We start from the raw sequence: 17371 nt of genomic DNA, 5'->3' as shown, positions 1-17371 counted from the left end.
ATGGGCGTCAGCGCAGCACGGCTTCGGCATCCACCAGCTGCACGTCGTGCATCAGGTTGAGGTAGGCCTCGTAGTAGTGCTTGTGCGACGCGCCGACGATGGTCAGCAGGCGCATGCCGGGGGTCTGGCCCAGCACGTCACGCATGTTGGCGACCATGCGCAGGTTGCGGGTTTCCCAGTAGCCCACGTAGTTGCGGCCAAACGCCTGCGGCGAAGGCTCCACCAGCGCCGCGCCGAAATCGCTGCGGTAGGTCTGCATCGCGCCTTCCGGCGCGTTGTATGCGCGGTAGATCGCCAGCATGCCGTGCGGCTGGGTCAGATGGGCGTTCAGCGCATCGTCCGCCGCGTGGCGGGCTTTGGAATACGGGTTGTCCCACGCCTTCCTGATCGCATCGGCCGCCGCCTTCTCTACCTCCTTCGGCGTGGGCGAATCGGCGGTGTGGTCATCCACCGCCCACACCCGCTCCAGTCCCAGCCGGGCAGCGAGCGTGGCGGCCACCAGCACCGACTCGTCGCGCCGCTGCAGGCGCTTGTCCAGGAAGGCCACCAGCGCGTCGGTCATACCGTCGGCGGCAATGCGTTGCTCGGCGGGCAGGCGCAGCCATTGCACCACCGCGGAGTTGCGCTCACCGGCGGCCAGCCATACCGCTGCCAGCCGTCGGCGCTGCGCCGCACTGGGGGTGGCGGGCCACTGGGCCAGCAGGCGCTCGGCCTCGGCGTTGGCGGCCGGTACGTCCAGGCCGGTTGCGGCCTGCGCCGGGCCGGTATCCACGCAGTAGCTGCTCACGCTGTCGGCATACCGCGCGGGATTGCGCCGCATGTAGTCGCACTGCAGGCCGGACACGGCTTCCACCGCAATCGCCTCCGGCTTCCATGCGGCCAGGCGCTCGAGCAGCGGTTCCAGCTGGGCCGGCGCGAAGGTGTCCGGCATTCCCGACAGGTGCGGCGAGCCCAGCACCAGCACCTCGTTGGGCCGGCCCGCCGGCGGGCCCTTCAGCTGGTCGGGGTGGAAGGGGGGCTGGTACCCCGTCCCGGCGGCCAGCGCGCTGGCGCTGCACACCCCAAGAATGAACATACCGCTGATGCGTCCGATCATGCTGCCTCCATGCAATGGCGGGTGCCTTGCCTGGACGCGATGCTGGTGCACCCGGCGCGCAGCGGAAACCCCCGATGGTCATGGCAACCCTTCGGGCGTTTGCTGCATCGGGATCGGTCAACTGCCCTGCCGCGCTTCCACCACCTCGCCGTCTTCCTTGATGAAGGGGCGCGTCATCGGCGGCAGGATTTCCAGCACGACCTCGGAGGGACGGCACAGCCGGGTGCCCAGCGCCGTCTGCACGAACGGCCGGTTGATCAGGATCGGATGCGCCAGCATCGCGTCCAGCAGTGCGTCGCCGCCGAGCGCGGGGTCGCCCAGCCCCAGCGCGTCATACGGCGTGCCCTTCTGCCGGATGGCATCGCGAACGCCCAGGCCTGCCGCTGCGATCAGTTCGATCAGGCGCGCGCGGCTGGGCGGGTGGGCCAGGTAGTCGATGACCTGTGGTTCGATGCCCACGTGCCGAAGCATCGCCAGCGTGTTGCGCGAGGTGCCGCAATTGGGGTTGTGGTAAATGACGGCGTTCATGCGCCCTCCGCCTGGTTCAAGGCTGCGTCCACCACGCCGGCAGCGGCCGCAAGCGCGACCGCCTCGACCGCGCCCTTGCGTTCGCTGTAGCGGTCCACCAGGTAGTCGCTGCGCCCGCGCACCAGCAGGGTGAACTTGACCAGTTCCTCCATCACGTCCACCACGCGATCGTAATAGGCCGACGGCTTCATCCGCCCCGCATCATCGAACTCCTGCCATGCCTTGGGCACGGACGACTGGTTGGGGATGGTCACCATGCGCATCCAACGGCCCAGCACGCGCAGCGCGTTGACCACGTTGAACGATTGCGAGCCACCGCAGACCTGCATCACCGCCAGCGTGCGTCCCTGGGTGGGGCGCACGCTGCCTTCTTCCAGCGGCAGCCAGTCGATCTGATTCTTGAACACCGCCGTCAGCGTGCCATGCCGCTCCGGGCTGACCCACACCTGGCCTTCGGACCACAGCGATGCCTGGCGCAGTTCCTGCACCTTGGGATGCGTGGCCGGTTCGGCGTCGAGCATCGGCAGGCCATGCGGATCGAACAGCCGGGTGTCCGCCCCAAGCTGTTCCAGCAGCCGCTGCGCTTCCAGCGCCAGCTTGCGGCTGAACGATTGCGGGCGCAGCGAGCCATACAGGATGAGGATGCGCGGGCGGTGGCGCGGCGCCGTGCCCTGCTCCAGCCTGGCGGCCGAGGGAAGGTCCAGAGCGCCGGGCACTACGTTGGGGAGGGGGTGCATGGGGTTGTCCATCGCCGATAGTTCCATTATTCTAGAATCATGGAACATACGACTGCAACCCACGCACTGGCTGCCCTGGGCCACGCCACCCGACTCTCGATCTTCCGCCTGCTGGTGCAGGCCGGCCGCGGCGGCAAGCTGGCCGGCGACATCGCCCAGGCGCTGGCGCTGCCCGGCGCCACGCTGTCCTTCCACCTGAAGGAGCTGAGCGCGGCCGGGCTGATCAACGCCGAGCAGCGTGGCCGCACCATCTGCTACCGGGCCGAGTTCCAGGCCATGAACGCACTGGTGGCCTACCTCACCGAAAACTGCTGCGCCGATGATCCGGCCTGTGACCGGCCCGGTTGCTGAGCACGCGCCATGCCCCCTCAGCCCCCGCGTCTTTCCTTTCTGGATCGCTACCTCACCCTCTGGATCTTCCTGGCCATGGCGCTGGGCGTGGGGCTGGGCGCGATGTTCGACGGCGTACCGGCCGCGCTTAACAGCCTGTCGGTCGGTTCAACCAACGTCCCCATCGCGATCGGCCTGATCCTGATGATGTATCCGCCGCTGGCCAAGGTGAAGTACGAGGAACTGCCCCGGGTCTTCGCCGACAAGCGCGTGTTGCTGCTCTCGCTGCTGCAGAACTGGGTGGTGGGGCCGCTGCTGATGTTCGGCCTGGCCGTGCTGTTCCTGCGCGACTATCCCGACTACATGACCGGCCTGATCCTGATCGGCCTGGCGCGCTGCATCGCCATGGTGCTGGTATGGAATCAGCTGGCACGCGGTGACAGCCAGTACGTGGCAGGGCTGGTGGCGTTCAACTCGATCTTCCAGATCGCACTGTTCAGCGGCTATGCGTGGTTCTTCCTGTCGTGGCTGCCCTCGATGCTCGGGCTGCAGGGCAGCGTCATCCACGTCAGCTTCTGGACCATTGCCGAGGCGGTGCTGATCTACCTGGGCATTCCGTTCCTGGCCGGCTTCCTCGCCCGGCGCTGGTTGCAGGCGCGCAACGGCGCCCGCTGGTACGAAGAGACGTTCCTGCCGCGGATCAGCCCGATCACGCTGGCCGCGCTGCTGTTCACCATCGTGGCGATGTTCAGTCTGAAAGGGGGCGAGGTGCTGCGCATTCCGATGGATGCGGTGCGCATCGCCATTCCGCTGACGCTGTACTTCCTGATCCAGTTCATCATCAGCTTCCTGATGGGCCGGTTCGTCGCCCGCGACTACCCACGCACCACGGCCATCGCGTTCACCGCGGCCGGCAACAACTTCGAACTGGCCATCGCCGTGGCGATCGCGTCCTTTGGCTTGGCCTCACCGGTGGCGTTCGCCGCCGTGATCGGGCCGCTGGTGGAGGTGCCGGTGCTGATCCTGCTGGTGCATGTGGCGTTGCGTTTGGGGAAGCGGTGGTTTCCAGCGGACGCGCGTACCGGGTGAGTGCTGCGGGTCGTGGCACGGCCGTGCAGGTGCGCGCGTTACATCAGGCGGGTGCGTGCGCGTGAGATGCTGGCGGGACGGGTGAATGCAGTGCATTTCAAACAACCGATTGAAACACCCGTAACTTCGCCGAACTGGACACCATCAGCCGGTTCCGCCAGACTTCGCCCTTTCCCGCTTCGTGGCACCCATGGCGAAACTGCTGGTCCTGCATGGCCCCAACCTCAACCTGCTCGGCACACGCGAGCCGGGGGTGTATGGGCACACCACGCTGGCGCAGATCGACCAGGCCCTGCTGGCCCAGGCGAACGCCGCCGGGCATGACGTGGAGAGCCTGCAGTCCAACGCCGAACACCACCTGGTGGACCGCGTGCAGGCCGCCCGTGAAGACGGCACCGCCTTCATCCTGATCAACCCGGCTGCGTTCACCCATACCTCGGTGGCCCTGCGCGATGCGCTGGCCGCGGTGGACGTGCCGTTCATCGAAATCCACCTGTCCAACCCGCATGCGCGCGAGCCGTTCCGCCAGCACAGCTATTTCAGCGACAAGGCGGTGGGCGTGATCTGCGGCTTTGGGGCCGACAGCTACCGCTACGCGATGGATGCCGCCCTGACCCGCCTGCAGGGCACGCGCGCCTGATGACGCTGCTGCGCGCCCTTGCCTGCGTGGTGCTGTCGGCTGGCCTGTGTGCCGGCGCGGCGGCGTCCGACCGTGAGGCCGAAGGCATCGACTGTGCGCACCCGACCACCACGATGGAGAGCGACCTGTGCGCCTCCGACGTGGCCGCCGCCGCCGACGTCGAACTCAATGCCGTGTATGCGCAGGCGCGCAAGCAGCTGCGTACGCCGGCCAAGGGCGGCAGCTGCAGCTACTGCGGCAATGCCGAACAGGAGCTGGTGTTGGCGCAACGTGCCTGGATGCAGTTGCGCGACCACGACTGCAATGCGGTCTACGCCCTCAACTCCGATGGCACCGCGCGCAACGGCGCGCAGATGCGCTGCCTGATCACCCTGGCGCGCGACCGTACGCGGCAACTGCGCGACTTCTACGAATTGCTTTGACCCGAGCGCACCGCGCTTCCCACCACACTGACACCACGAGCCAAGAGGCCCCCATGGATCTCCGCAAAATCAAGAAGCTGATCGACCTGCTGGAAGAGTCGAACCTCGCCGAAATCGAAATCAAGGAAGGCGAAGAGTCCGTGCGCCTGTCGCGCGCCCCGGTCTCCGGCTACGGCATGATGCAGGCCGCCCCGCAGATGATGATGGCGCCCGCGCCGGTGCAGGCCGCCGCGGCCCCGGCGATGCCGATGCAGTCGCCCACCGAAGCCTCCACCGGCGGCACCGCCAAGGCCGGTAACGCCCTGCCGGACGGCCACGTGCTGCGCGCCCCGATGGTCGGCACCTTCTACTCGTCGTCCTCGCCGGACAAGCCGGCCTTCGTGTCGGTGGGCCAGGCCGTGAAGGCAGGCGAAACGCTGGCGATCATCGAAGCGATGAAGATGTTCAACCCGATCGAAGCCGATGTTTCCGGCACCATCGTCGCCATCCTGGGCGAAAACGGCCAGCCGGTCGAATTCGACCAGCCGCTGTTCGTGATCGGCTAAGGACTCGTCCATGCTCGACAAAGTCGTTATTGCCAACCGAGGGGAAATCGCGCTGCGCATCCTGCGCGCGTGCCACACCCTGGGCATCCGCACGGTGGCCGTGCATTCCACGGTCGACCGCAACCTCAAGCACGTGGCCATGGCCGACGAGTCGGTCTGCATTGGTCCGGCACCGTCGTCTGAGAGCTACCTCAACATTCCGGCGCTGATTGCCGCGGCGGAAGTCACCGACGCCCAGGCCATCCACCCGGGTTACGGCTTCCTGTCGGAGAACGCCGACTTCGCCGAGCGCGTGGAAGAGTCCGGTTTCATCTTCATCGGCCCCAAGGCCGACACCATCCGCCTGATGGGCGACAAGGTGGAAGCGATCCGCGCGATGAAGGCTGCCGGCGTGCCGTGCGTGCCCGGCTCGGGCGGCCCGCTCACCGACGACATCGTGGCCAACACCAAGATTGCCCGTGAGATCGGCTACCCGGTCATCATCAAGGCCTCCGGTGGCGGCGGCGGTCGCGGCATGCGCGTGGTGCATGCCGAGGCGTCGTTGAAGGCGGCCATTGAGACCACCAAGTCCGAAGCGAAGGCCGCCTTCAGCAACGACCAGGTGTACATGGAGAAGTTCCTGGAGAATCCGCGCCACGTGGAGATCCAGGTGCTGGCCGACGGCCAGGGCAACGCCATCCACCTGGGTGAGCGCGACTGCTCGATGCAGCGCCGCCACCAGAAGGTGGTGGAAGAAGCACCGGCACCGGGCATCAGCGACGAAATGCGCGAGCAGATCGGCAAGGTATGCGTGGAGGCCTGCATCCGCATCGGCTACCGTGGCGCGGGCACCTTCGAGTTCCTGTTCGAAGACGGCCGTTTCTACTTCATCGAAATGAACACCCGCGTGCAGGTGGAGCATCCGGTGACGGAGATGGTGACCGGCATCGACCTGGTCTGCGAACAGCTGCGCATTGCCGCCGGCCAGAAGTTGACCATCAAGCAGAGCGACGTGGTGCTGACCGGCCACGCGATCGAATGCCGCATCAACGCCGAAGACGCCGAAACCTTCGTGCCGAGCCCGGGGCAGATCACCGCCTTCCATCCGCCGGGTGGTCCCGGTGTGCGCGTGGATACCCACATCTACAGTGGTTACCGTGTGCCGCCGAACTACGACTCGATGATCGGCAAGCTGATCGTGCACGGCCCGGACCGCGAAACCGCGATCGCGCGCATGCGCGTGGCGCTGAGCGAAATGGTGGTTGATGGCATCAAGACCAACGTGGCGCTGCAGCAGCGGATCATGCGCGACAAGGGCTTCCAGGCCGGTGGGCAGAACATCCACTACCTGGAAAAGCGCCTGGCCGAACGCAAGAACAAGTCGATTGCGTTGACCTGATCGCGCGGTAGTGCGTTACAGCAGAAAGGCGGGGGATTCCCCCGCCTTTTTGTTTGTCCGGAATATGGGTTACGGGGACCGGTTCCGGTGGGTCGACCAAGGGTCGACACCCACCGGTGTTTGGGCCGGTTCCCGCGTGCCGACCAATGGCTGACACCCACCGGTAGGTACCGACCGTTGGTCGGTACGCCCTGCCTCAACGCAACAGCGCGATGAGCAGCAGGATCGGGATCGGAATGCCCAGGAACCACAGCAGCAGGTATCTCATGGTGAATCCTCCTCGTTGAGCGGTGGGTTACAGGTCGCGGCGGCGGCCGCCCCAGGTGGCGAACAGGCTGGCGCTGAACGCGCCGATGAGCAGCGTGATGAACAGCCACAGCGCGGCGTAGGCGGTCGCCTTGCGCGCGTCGTCAGCGGCCTGCTTGGCGTCGTTCTTGGCCTTTTCCAGCGAGGCGCGCAGACGGGTCTGCATGTCGGTCACGCGGGCCTGCGCTTCGGCCTGGCTCATGCCGGTCTGGTTGGCCACCAGCTGCGCCAGGTACTGGGTATCAGCCGGGTCCATGGCATCGCCCTTCAGGCTGTTGACCACGATGCGGTTGACCTCGCCACGGACGTCACCCCGACCCGGACCCGGGCCGCGTTCGGCACCCGTCATCGGGCGCGGCGGCGGTGCTACGGGGCCTGCCTGCGGCTGCACCATCGCCGGTGCAGCGCCGGCAACCGGTGCCGGCGGCGGGCCCATCGGTGCAGTCGGTGCAGCCGGTGCATTCGGATTGGCGCGGAACAGGCCATCCACCCAGTACTGCAGGTCGCCGTTGTCGCCGCCCATGGCGGCCGGCCCGGCAGCGGCGGCCAGGCCGCCTGCGGTGGTGGCGGCCGCCCCTGCGGTGGCACCGGCCACCTTGGCGCCCGCGCCCAGCACGCCGCCGATGGCGGTGGTGAGCAGGCCGGCCGTCAACAGCGTGGCCACCGACCACGACAGGAAGCCGTGTGCGGTATCGCGGAAGTAGGTCTCATCGCCGTGCAGGTTGCTCCACTTGTTGCGTAGCCGGCCCGCGAGATAGCCGCCCAGTCCGGAGGCGGCAATGGCAGTGAAGGTGAGCCAGGCAATGCTGGACCAGCCGAACGCCTCGGCCGACACGCCCTCATAAGACCACGGCGATACCGATGACAGCCCAAGGCCGACGCCCAGGATCAACAACACCAGCGACAGCGCGGCAGCCGCGGCGGCACCGGCGAAGATTGCGCCCCAGGACGTGGCACTGTCGTGCGGCGCAACGGGGGGCGGGGTCACCACTGCAACCGTCGCGGTGGCGTGTGGTTCGGATGCGGCGTAATCGCCTCGGATGTTCATGGGGCAGGTTTCTCCGGCACGTGCGCTGCGAATGCAGCTGACGTGCGCAGGCTGCGCGACATCGCGTGAAACAGCCGAGAGCCTTGGGCGAAGGCGGCGTGCACTGGCATCCACGAGGCGATCACGCCCGGCGCGGCATCTGCACGTTTTCCTGCCTTGCACGCCCGATCAGATCGGCCACGCAGCGGCACTCAGCGCGCGCTGCGGACCCGTGCTGACCCACCACGGGAACCACACTGCAGCGGGGACATCGAGGCGATGCCCCGCGCAGCGGAGGGGATCAGCGCGGCGCGTTCGCCGCGGTCACCTGGCTGTTCTTGACCGGTGCCACGCCCAGCGACGAGGTCGGGTCGACAATCACCATGGTCTCGGTGGAACCATCGGGCCACACCACCTGGAAGGTGCTGCCGGTGGGCAGCGACGCGAACGGCATGCCGCTCTGCGCGCGGTACACCGCGGCCACCTGGCTGGCACCGGCGCGTCGCACGTCTTCCTGCGTCTTCACCGAGGTCAACTGCACCTTGGACAGGTTGCGATAGCGATCCTCGTAGGTATCGATCATCACCAGCCCGACCGCGCCGGCCGAATAGGCCACAAACAACACCACCCAGAACCAGAACTTGGCACCGTGCAGGAATCGACGGTAATTCATCGCCCTTTCCTCTTCTTGATCAGTTCTTCAACCAAAGCCTTCATTGTCCCCGCACCTTGCCGCGAAACCGCGGCGTCATAGACGAAGGTGGCAAAATCCTGCCCACCGTCCTGCGAACAGATCCCACCGTTCGCGCAGAAATTGTTCATCAGCACACTGTCCGGCCCGCAGGCCATGCCCAGCTGGCATGCACCCAGCCGCCAGGCCAGTTCACTGAACTGATCCCCTGCCACCAGCCCCTCCAGCGCGCGGTCACCGCTGGCGCGCTGGCCCATTGCCGGCGACAGCGCCATGAAGGCTTCCGGGTCGCGGGAATCGAGCACGCGTTCGACCAGCCCACGGCGATACTCCGGTGTGTTCATCAACGGCTGGCCGTCGGCGAACAACGACGCCTCGGCCGCCAGGTTGCCGGCCTTGGCCGCCTGCTGGCGCTGGGCGAGGATCAACTGGCGGCCCAGCCCGTCGCTGGCCACGAAGCCGCCACAGCGACGCGCCACGCGCTCGCGTGCCTGCACCATGGCCGGCGCGGCGGTCAGGCCGAGCCCGTTCAACAACGCGTTGTCCAACTGGTAGCCGCCCGGGTCCATCGCGTAGATGGCGCAGTAGTCGTACACCCGGCTGACCATCCACCCCGCTTCGGCGTTGCCGTTGGCGGCCTGCAGCTGCAGGCGCTGGGCATAGGCGAACAGATCGGTATCGCCTTCGATGTCGGCGCGGATATCCAGCGGCAGGCCGGAGGCCACCGCGGTGCCGCGCTCGCTCGACAGCAACTGGCGGGCCAGCTGCTGGGCCTGCATCGGTGCGGCCGACACCAGCGATACCGGCGCTTCATCCACCGTGCCGGGCACCGTGTCGTCGTGCCGCACATGCCCACCGGCGCGATAGCCCACCACCCCCAGCAACGCCAGGGCCGGTACGACCAGCAACCAGGTTTTGAGGGTAGGCACGAGCGCCATGCGCAGGACCGGAAGATGCCCGTGGGGCAGCGGAAGGCCCAGTTTAGCAAGCCCTCCGGGCCGTGTCTGAACTGCGTGGCGGTTGCATTCTCGCCACCGCGCGAGACTGGCCAAGGGCGCGCCACGGGCCGCAGGCCCCCACAATGGTCTAGCATTCACGGTTTTCCGCAGGTAATCCTTCCCATGCCGTTCCTGGAACTCACCCTCCGCTGCAGCGAATCCACCCAGCCCCGCTACGAAAATGCGCTGGACGATGTCGGCGCGCTGGCGGTGACCCTGCTCGACGCCGATGCCGATACCAGCAACGAGCGCGCCATCCTGGAACCGGGCGTGGGCGAAACCCCGCTGTGGAACGACCTGGTACTGACCGCACTGTTCGCAGCCGAGACCAACGCACTGGCGCTGCTGGCCGCGCTGGAGGCGTTCGACCCGGGCCTGGACTGGTCCGATGCCAGCTTCCGTGCGGTAGCCGATGAAGACTGGGAGCGCGCGTGGCTGGACCAGTTCCAGCCGATGGCGTTCGGCGAGCGCACCTGGATTGTGCCGTGGAACCATGAGCTGCCCGAGGCCGCACAGGCCGACGATGCCGCCGTGATCCGCCTCGACCCGGGCCTGGCGTTCGGCTCGGGCACCCACCCCACCACCGCGTTGTGCCTGCGCTGGTTGGACAGCCTGGCCGCCGACGGCGTGCTGGGCGGTCAGACCGTGCTCGATTTCGGCTGCGGCTCGGGCATCCTGGCGCTGGCGGCGGTGAAGCTGGGCGCGGCGCGTGCCGTGGGCGTGGACAACGACCCGCAGGCGGTGATCGCCACCGGCGACAACGCGCAGCGCAATGGCCTGGAAGATCGCCTGCAGGTCTACCTGCCGCACGACGAGCCGCCGGCCACCTACCCGGTGGTGGTGGCCAACATCCTGGCCTCGGCACTGGATGCACTGGCCGATGTGCTGGCCGCACGCGTGGCCCCCGGTGGGCGCATCGCGTTGTCGGGCATCCTGCACGGCCAGGAAGACGAGCTGCTGGTGCGCTATGCGCCGTGGTTCGAGCAGCTGGAAACCGCCCAGGACGAAGACTGGATGCGCATCACCGGCGTGCGCCGCGCCTGAGCTGGCGTGAACGTGCTTGAATGGGCGCGACCCTGCCGCCCGGCCCCGAATCGATGACCGAGCCTACCCCGCCACCCCGCCGCCCGCTGGCCACCTTCCTGCGCGCCAGCCCGGACGATGCGCCGCGCGAGCGGCCGCTGCCGGACGATGCACCGCCGGCCGCACATGACGCGGCGCGCGAGACGCCTGCGCAGATCACGCCGCCGCAGGTCGCGGTGTTCGATCCGCCGCCGGCCGAACGCGATGACCGTGAGCAGCGCGCGGCGGACGTATCGCAATGGGAACCGGCGCACGCTGCGGCCAGCGTCAACGATGACACCGCGCACGTTGCCGCCTGCGACCCGATGCCGCAGCAGGATGCGGCCGACGACGACGGTAGCGTGGACGTGCCTGCACCGGTGATCGGCGCAGGCAGTGCCCCCGCACCGAGCTTCATGCGGCTGCGTGCCGCGCGCCTGCACACCCCGCGCTGGCAATGGGGCGTACTGGCCGGGCTGGTGCTGTTGCTGGTGCTGCAGATCGCCGTGGCCGACCGCGCGCGGTTGGCCGCCGATGCCGGCAGCCGGCCGTGGATTGCCGGGCTGTGCAGCGTGCTGCGCTGCACGTTGCCCGCGTGGCAGGAGCCCGCAGCGTTCAGCATGATCAGCCGCGACGTGCGTCCGGTGCCGGGCCAGCCCGGCGCACTGCAGGTGCAGGCCAGCTTCCGCAACGATGCGCGCTGGGCCCAGGCCTGGCCCGCACTGCGGCTGTCGTTGTCCGATGCCGATGGCCGCGTGATCGGCACCGGGGTGTTTGCCCCGCACGATTACCTGGACCGTTCGCTTGACGCCAACAGCGTATTGGAACCTGGCCAAAGCGCACAGATTGCGTTCCGCGTACGCGAGCCCGCCGCCTCCACCGTCGCATTCACCTTCGAGTTCCAGTAGCCGTGCCTGGCGCGTGGAGCGTGGCGGGCTGCCCACGCACGCGCTAGACTGGCCCCCTACAATTCTCCGACCGGGGCTGCTGTCCGCCCCGGCATCTGCACCGGGAACCTTCTTGAACGCTGTCCTTTCTCGTCCTGACAATAGTCGTGGCGCGCCGAAGCCACCGCTGCGCGAACACGTGGCCCAATCGGTCCGACGCTACCTGCGCGACCTGGATGGCTGCGATGCCGACGATGTGTACGAGATCGTGCTGCGCGAAATGGAAATCCCGTTGTTCGTGGAAGTGCTCAACCACTGCGAAGGCAACCAGAGCCGCGCCGCGGCCATGCTGGGCATCCACCGCGCCACGCTGCGCAAGAAGCTGAAGGAATACGGCATCGCCACCTGATGCCGTGCATCGACCAACGTTCGATGCCTACCCGTTTCGGTCACGCGCTCCAGAAATACCGTACCAGGTGGAAGAACACCGGCGCGGCGAAGCACACCGAATCCAGCCGGTCGAGCATGCCGCCATGGCCCTCGATCATGTGGCCCCAGTCCTTGATGCCGCGATCGCGCTTGATCGCTGACATCACCAGACCGCCCCAGAAGCCCATCAGGTTGACCGCCAGCGACATGCCGAACGCCTGCCACGGCGTGAACGGGGTCAGCCACCACAGGGCCGCGCCCAGCGCACTGGCCGACAGCACGCCGCCGATGAAGCCCTCCACGGTCTTGGACGGCGACAGCTTCGGCGCGATCAGGCGCTTGCCGATCAGCTTGCCCCAGATGTACTGCAGCACGTCCGAGGACTGCACCACGATCACCAGGAACGCGAACAACAGCAGGTTGCGCGCCGGGTCCACCCCGGCCAGCTTGAGGTTCAGCAGCGCCGGCACGTGCGAGATGCAGAACACGCAGATCATCAACCCCCACTGCACCTTGGACGTCCGCTCCAGGTAGTCGGTGGTGTCGCCGCCGATGGTGGCCAGGATGGGCAGGAACAGGAACGCGTAGACCGGAATCAGCAAGGTGTACATGCCGTACCAGTCGGTCCACACCAGCCAGTACTGCCACGGCAGCACCACATAGAACGCGGCCAGTAACGCGTAGTAATCGCCGGCGCGGGTGGGGGTGAGCGTGATGAACTCGCGCAGCGCGAACAACGACACCAGCGCGAACAGCAGTACCACGCCGGTTCGCCCGAAGAAGAACGCCAGCGCGACCACGGCCGCCATCACCCACCACGCGCGGATCCGCGACACCAGGTTGGCCAGCACGCTGCTGGGCGCATGCCGCGCGCGCCAGCGCAGGGTTTCGGCGATGAGCGTGGCCACCACCAGCACCGCCGCGATACCGGCAAACAGCAGGCGCGTCTGCGCGTGCGTGGACAACTGCGCCACGTCGGTGGCCAGTGTCGAGAGCCAGGCGGTCATGCGCGCTCCCTGCGCGGCTGCGGGTCCAGCGCCATCAGCGACAGCCGCGCGCGCTCCAGGAAGCGGTCCTTGTCTTCATCGGCCTTCAGCCGCAGCGGCTCGCCGAAGGTGGTGGTGCACAGCAGCGGCAGCGGCAGCCAGCGGCCCTTGGGCATCACCCGCTTGAGGTTGTCGATCCACACCGGCACGAACTCCAGTTCCGGACGCTGCCGGGCCAGGTGGTAGATGCCGCTCTTGAACGGCAGCACGCCCTCGTCGGGATTGCGCGTGCCTTCGGGGAACAGGATCAGCGAGTTGCCTTCATCCACGGCCTGGCACAGGCAGGCAATCGGGTCTTCAGTGCGTTTGGTCGCATCGCGCTCGATCAGCACGCCGTTGAACACCGCGTGGATCAGGTAGCGGCGCAGGCCATCGCGCTGCCAGTAGTCGGCCGCTGCCACCGGCCGCACCTGGCGGCGCAGGGTGATCGGCAGCGCCGACCAGATCAGCACGAAATCCCCGTGGCTGGCATGGTTGCCGTAGTACACGCGGTGGTCGCTGGACGGGGCGCAACCCTGCCACAGCGCGCGCGCACCGGTGAGCGCGCGGATGGCGAAGCTGCAGCCGCGCGCGATGAGGTCAGCAAACATGGGCAGGCGTCCTTGCGGGGGGCGGTGGTGGCATCACGGCAACGTCTTCAGGACCAGCGCGCCCAGCAGGCACACCGCCTGCAGGCCGAGCGCCAGCAACTGCCAGCGCAGCAGGCGGCGCATGCCCTGCCAGCGCGGTTGCCAACCGCGCGTGGCGGTGGACGCTTCACGCAGCCCCAGCTTCTGCAGCACGTCATCGATCACCCCGGGTGCGGCGTCGGGATGGCTGACCTGCAACGCTTCCAGCAACGCCGCATCGAAGCTGACCCGGGTGGCGTAGTACGCCTGCACCGCGCCGGCCAGCAGCGATGCCAACGCCGGCACTGCCACCCCCAGCGGCGGCATCGACAGGCACAGCAGCGCCAGCGCCGCGCCCGCCAGCACCACCGAGATGCCGGTGGCCATGTGGGCCTGGCGCAGCACGGCGGTCATCACCCGCAACTGGAACAACATGCTCATGCGCTCACCTGTGTGCTTCCGTTGGCGGCTGCGGCATCGCGCACAGCCTGTTCAATCGCATCGCGGTGCCGGTCATGCAGCACGATATGCGGGCAATCCAGCTGCAGCAGGCGGATCGCCGCGTCGGCACTGTCGGCGTGCCCGCTGCGGCACAACCAGGTGGCTACGGCTGCGGCACTGCGCGAATACCCCAGCGCGCAGCACACCAGCACCTCGCCACGACGATGCCCGTGTGCAATGGCCTCGGCAGCACGCTGCAGGTCGTGCGCGGTGGGGGTGGCCAGGTCCAGCATCGGCACGCTGCGGTAGTGCCGCACCTGCCCCGCGAAGGGCAGCTCGGCACACACGTCCACCACGGTCGACATCGGCAAGGACGCCCCCGCGGCCGGCATGCGCCCGAGCCACACGCCGTCGATCACCAGTTGCGGCTGCGGCGCGCGCCGGGTCCACCAGCGCGAGTTCAACCACGCTGCCAGCAGGTACGGGGCCAGCAACCAGCGCGCGGCCATGCTCAGCCGGCCGTCTTCCTGCTTCTGGAACACCGCCGTGCCCAACGCGGCGTAGCCCAGCGCCACCAGCGCCAGGGACACCGCCGGCCAGCCCAGCCACAGCACCCAGCCACTGAACGTCAGCGCCAGCGACGCGCACAGCGCACTGCCCAATCCGTACAGCATCGCCAGCCGCCAACGCGTGCCGTCCTGCGCCCACTGCCAGTGGGCCAACGGCGAGCGGCCGTGCGCCGGCCACAGCCACACGCACAACCAGCCCACGGCCACGCCGGTGGGCACGTCCACGAAGTGATGCTGCCAGGTGGTCAGCACCGAAATGCCGATCAACGCAAACCACACGTGCAGGGCCGCCCGCCACCACCCGCGCAGGTGCTGCTGGAAGCGCACCCACAGCACCACCAGCAGCACGATGTGCAGCGAGGGAGCCTGGTTGAAGGGCTTGTCGAAGCCCAGCAGCACGTCGAACAGCCAGCCGAACACGCCGGCCGTTTCCGGTCGCTCCAGGCTGAAGCGCAACGGCCAAAGCAGGAAACAGGCCACCGAAAGCACCTGCGCGGTGAGCAGCCGGCGCGCATGCATGTCCAGTTCGGCGCGCTGGGTGCAGATGAAGAACGAGGCCACGTAGAACAGGTCGATGGACCAGTACGGCACGATGGTCCACGGCTGGAACGGAATGGACGCTTCCCAGTCGAACACGATGGAGGGCACGTAGGACAGGCGCCCGGCCATCGCATTGGCCAGGCCATAGCTGAGGAAGAAGAACGGCCCCAGCAAGGCCAGCCACAGCAGGGCGCGGCGCCAGGGCCGCACGCCCTCGGTCACGGCAGCACCCGGCGCGCCAGCGACACGGTGAAGATGCCGAAGCGGTCGATGCGCTGGGTGACCTTCTCGAACCCGGCCAGGCGCACCAGTTCATCCATTTCCTGCTGGGTACGCCGGCGCATCACCCAGGCCGCACCCTCGCGGTGGCTGGTGAGCGCGCGCGCGATGAACTCCAGCTGTGGGTGCCACGGCTGCCCGGTGTAGACCAGGTAGCCGCCTTCGCGCATGGCCGCGGCGATGCCCTGCAGCGAGCGCAGTACCGCATCGTTGTCGGCGAACAGCTCGTACAGCCCCGACACCGTGGACAGCGTGGGGGCCACCGGCAGGGCTGCCAGCGAAGCCGCATCGAACGCATCGCCCTGTTCGAAGGTGGCGATGTCATCGGCACCGAATTCGCTGATGAGCTTGCGCCCGTCGATGACGTTGCGGTCGCTGAAGTCGCGCAGGGTGATCGCGTCGGCGCGCTGTTCGCCCTGGGCCAGTGCATCGAGCACGTAGCGGCCATGCCCGGCGGCCACGTCCAGCACGCGCACCGGGCGCCCTTCGCCATGCAGGTGCAACGCGGCCAGCTGCAGCAGCTCGCGCACATGGGTGCGGCGGATGCGGATGCCACGCCAGCCGATCGCGTCCAGGTAGTTGCGGTCGATCATGCGGCCCAGCGGGCCGCTCCCGCGCGCCTGGTCGCGGTAGATGTAGTCCAGCGTGCTGCCCGAATCGAAGCCGCTTTCCAGGCCCAGCGCAATGCCCTCCGACAGCGTGCCGCCGAAGCGCAGCCCGCCCCGGGTGAAGCGCCAGTACAGGTCCTTGGCGCTGTTGCGCTGCGGGGGCCAGGACAGGATTTCCGCCTCGTCGAAGGTGGGGCCATGCCGGTGCGCATCGCGCAGGCTGGGCCGCACCAGCGGCTGCGCGAACCGCTCGCTGACAAAGCGGCGGATGGCCGCGATGGCCGGTGCACGGTCACGCTCGCCCAGGGTGTCGTGGAAGAAGCCCGGCAACAGGTGGCGTTCCTTGATCGGCGAGGACAGCCGCTCGTAGAAACGGTCCTGCGGCGCGCGATGCACCACGAAGTCCGACCCGGACACCAGCAGCTGGGTCGGCACGGTGATGGCCTGCGCATCGCCCACCACGCGATCGGCGGCCTCGTACAGGCCCAGCAGCACGCGCACCGAGATGGGCCGGGTGATCAGCGGATCGGTGCGGTAGCTTTCCACCCGCTCCGGATCGTGGGTGAGCCATTGCGGCTTGACGTAGCTGTTGACGAAGAAGTTGCCGCGCAGCTTCTGCATCAGTTTCAGGCCGGGCACCGCCAACGGCACGTACAGCTTGACCTTGAAGGCCGGCGAGGCCAGGACCAGCGCGCGCAGCGGCGGCGCGTAGTCGTGCACCCAGGTGGCGGCGACCACCGCGCCCACGCTCTGGGCGATGATCGCGATGTCCTGCACGGCGATGCCATGCTGCTGGCCGATATGGGCGATGAAACTGTCCAGGTCGCGCACCAGCGCCTCGAACCCCGGCGCATCGCCGCGCTCGCCCGGCGACTGGCCGTTGCCGCGCGCATCCCAGGCAAACACATCGGTGTCGGGCAGGTCCAGCTCATCGACCAGATGCGCTACCCGGCCAGAGTGCTCATGGCCGCGATGCAGCAGCACCACCGCACGCCGCGTGGCAGCCAACCCGCTGGCCGACCAATGCCGGTAGAACAGCGGCTGGCCATCAAAACTGTGGAACTGCAGATGGTGCTGTGCGCGCATGCATCACTCCGTTGTGCATCCGGCGGGAT

At 68.0% G+C, this 17371-nt stretch carries 20 protein-coding genes; 9 read left to right on the top strand and 11 right to left on the bottom strand.

The window, feature by feature from the left end; all coding sequences use genetic code 11:
* Positions 1–7: 7 nt before the first annotated feature.
* From DX03_RS01805 to arsH, 3 genes are all read right to left on the bottom strand, one after another.
* Positions 8–1096, bottom strand: coding sequence for a DUF5694 domain-containing protein (locus tag DX03_RS01805; protein WP_038685871.1), 1089 nt, complete (start codon positions 1094–1096; stop codon positions 8–10).
* A 117-nt stretch (positions 1097–1213) separates the two neighbouring features.
* The gene (arsC, locus tag DX03_RS01800; RefSeq protein WP_038685870.1) at positions 1214–1624 is read right to left on the bottom strand and encodes an arsenate reductase (glutaredoxin); all 411 of its coding nucleotides are present in this window, start codon (positions 1622–1624) and stop codon (positions 1214–1216) included.
* Entirely contained in the window at positions 1621–2361 is a 741-nt protein-coding gene (gene arsH / locus DX03_RS01795) for an arsenical resistance protein ArsH (RefSeq protein WP_038691730.1), read from the bottom strand. Before arsH ends, arsC begins: the two co-directional genes overlap by 4 nt.
* 39 nt (positions 2362–2400) lie before the next feature.
* Here arsH and DX03_RS01790 point away from each other — a divergent pair, with 39 nt between their 5' ends.
* From DX03_RS01790 to accC, 6 genes are all read left to right on the top strand, one after another.
* Positions 2401–2712, top strand: coding sequence for an ArsR/SmtB family transcription factor (locus tag DX03_RS01790; protein ID WP_038685868.1), 312 nt, complete (start codon positions 2401–2403; stop codon positions 2710–2712).
* Between the two features lie 9 nt (positions 2713–2721).
* The gene (arsB, locus tag DX03_RS01785) at positions 2722–3780 is read left to right on the top strand and encodes an ACR3 family arsenite efflux transporter (RefSeq protein WP_038685866.1); all 1059 of its coding nucleotides are present in this window, start codon (positions 2722–2724) and stop codon (positions 3778–3780) included.
* A gap of 190 nt (positions 3781–3970) precedes the next feature.
* Positions 3971–4420, top strand: coding sequence for a type II 3-dehydroquinate dehydratase (gene aroQ, locus DX03_RS01780; protein WP_038685864.1), 450 nt, complete (start codon positions 3971–3973; stop codon positions 4418–4420).
* A complete protein-coding gene (locus tag DX03_RS01775; RefSeq protein WP_038685863.1) occupies positions 4420–4842 on the top strand; it encodes a lysozyme inhibitor LprI family protein in 423 nt (140 codons plus the stop codon). Before aroQ ends, DX03_RS01775 begins: the two co-directional genes overlap by 1 nt.
* A gap of 53 nt (positions 4843–4895) precedes the next feature.
* The gene (gene accB / locus DX03_RS01770; RefSeq protein WP_038685861.1) at positions 4896–5387 is read left to right on the top strand and encodes an acetyl-CoA carboxylase biotin carboxyl carrier protein; all 492 of its coding nucleotides are present in this window, start codon (positions 4896–4898) and stop codon (positions 5385–5387) included.
* Positions 5388–5397: 10 nt separating this feature from the next.
* Positions 5398–6765 carry an acetyl-CoA carboxylase biotin carboxylase subunit gene (gene accC / locus DX03_RS01765; RefSeq protein WP_038685860.1) on the top strand — a complete coding sequence of 456 codons (1368 nt, stop codon included), beginning with the start codon at positions 5398–5400 and terminating at the stop codon, positions 6763–6765.
* Between the two features lie 295 nt (positions 6766–7060).
* Here the strand turns inward: accC and DX03_RS01760 are convergent, their stop codons facing one another.
* The 3 genes from DX03_RS01760 to DX03_RS01750 all read right to left on the bottom strand — a co-directional run bounded on the left by DX03_RS01760 (position 7061) and on the right by DX03_RS01750 (position 9727).
* A complete protein-coding gene (locus DX03_RS01760) occupies positions 7061–8119 on the bottom strand; it encodes a hypothetical protein (protein WP_038685859.1) in 1059 nt (352 codons plus the stop codon).
* A gap of 280 nt (positions 8120–8399) precedes the next feature.
* A complete protein-coding gene (locus DX03_RS01755) occupies positions 8400–8771 on the bottom strand; it encodes a hypothetical protein (protein WP_038685858.1) in 372 nt (123 codons plus the stop codon).
* Entirely contained in the window at positions 8768–9727 is a 960-nt protein-coding gene (locus DX03_RS01750; protein ID WP_038685856.1) for a hypothetical protein, read from the bottom strand. The genes DX03_RS01755 and DX03_RS01750 overlap by 4 nt, the downstream gene beginning before the upstream one ends.
* Before the next feature lie 183 nt (positions 9728–9910).
* Between DX03_RS01750 and prmA the strand changes: the two genes are divergently transcribed.
* The 3 genes from prmA (at position 9911) to fis (ending at position 12145) form a co-directional block, all read left to right on the top strand.
* Positions 9911–10831 (top strand): 50S ribosomal protein L11 methyltransferase, encoded by a 921-nt coding sequence (gene prmA, locus DX03_RS01745; protein WP_038685854.1) that lies wholly within the window; start codon positions 9911–9913, stop codon positions 10829–10831.
* 53 nt (positions 10832–10884) lie between these two features.
* Positions 10885–11757 (top strand): DUF3426 domain-containing protein, encoded by an 873-nt coding sequence (locus DX03_RS01740; protein ID WP_038691728.1) that lies wholly within the window; start codon positions 10885–10887, stop codon positions 11755–11757.
* A 112-nt stretch (positions 11758–11869) separates the two neighbouring features.
* Positions 11870–12145 (top strand): DNA-binding transcriptional regulator Fis, encoded by a 276-nt coding sequence (fis, locus tag DX03_RS01735; RefSeq protein WP_038685853.1) that lies wholly within the window; start codon positions 11870–11872, stop codon positions 12143–12145.
* 40 nt (positions 12146–12185) lie between these two features.
* Here fis and DX03_RS01730 read toward each other — a convergent pair whose 3' ends face one another.
* The 5 genes from DX03_RS01730 to DX03_RS01710 are packed head-to-tail and all read right to left on the bottom strand — an operon-like array spanning position 12186 to position 17342.
* On the bottom strand, positions 12186–13172 hold the full coding sequence (locus DX03_RS01730) for a phosphatidate cytidylyltransferase (protein WP_038685851.1): 987 nt from the start codon (positions 13170–13172) through the stop codon (positions 12186–12188).
* Positions 13169–13801, bottom strand: coding sequence for a lysophospholipid acyltransferase family protein (locus tag DX03_RS01725; RefSeq protein WP_038685849.1), 633 nt, complete (start codon positions 13799–13801; stop codon positions 13169–13171). The genes DX03_RS01730 and DX03_RS01725 overlap by 4 nt, the downstream gene beginning before the upstream one ends.
* Positions 13802–13834: 33 nt before the next feature.
* Entirely contained in the window at positions 13835–14260 is a 426-nt protein-coding gene (locus DX03_RS01720; RefSeq protein WP_038685848.1) for a hypothetical protein, read from the bottom strand.
* Positions 14257–15591, bottom strand: a complete 1335-nt coding sequence (locus tag DX03_RS01715; RefSeq protein ID WP_038685847.1) for a phosphatase PAP2/dual specificity phosphatase family protein — start codon at positions 15589–15591, stop codon at positions 14257–14259. Before DX03_RS01715 ends, DX03_RS01720 begins: the two co-directional genes overlap by 4 nt.
* On the bottom strand, positions 15588–17342 hold the full coding sequence (locus DX03_RS01710; RefSeq protein ID WP_038685846.1) for a bifunctional alpha/beta hydrolase/class I SAM-dependent methyltransferase: 1755 nt from the start codon (positions 17340–17342) through the stop codon (positions 15588–15590). Before DX03_RS01710 ends, DX03_RS01715 begins: the two co-directional genes overlap by 4 nt.
* Positions 17343–17371 lie beyond the last annotated feature (29 nt).

The organism is Stenotrophomonas rhizophila (genome assembly GCF_000661955.1).
In the GTDB taxonomy this organism is placed as follows: Bacteria; Pseudomonadota; Gammaproteobacteria; order Xanthomonadales; family Xanthomonadaceae; genus Stenotrophomonas; species Stenotrophomonas rhizophila.
The sequence above is the reverse complement of the archived record's forward strand: the minus strand, read 5'-3'. Positions and strand labels throughout refer to the sequence as shown.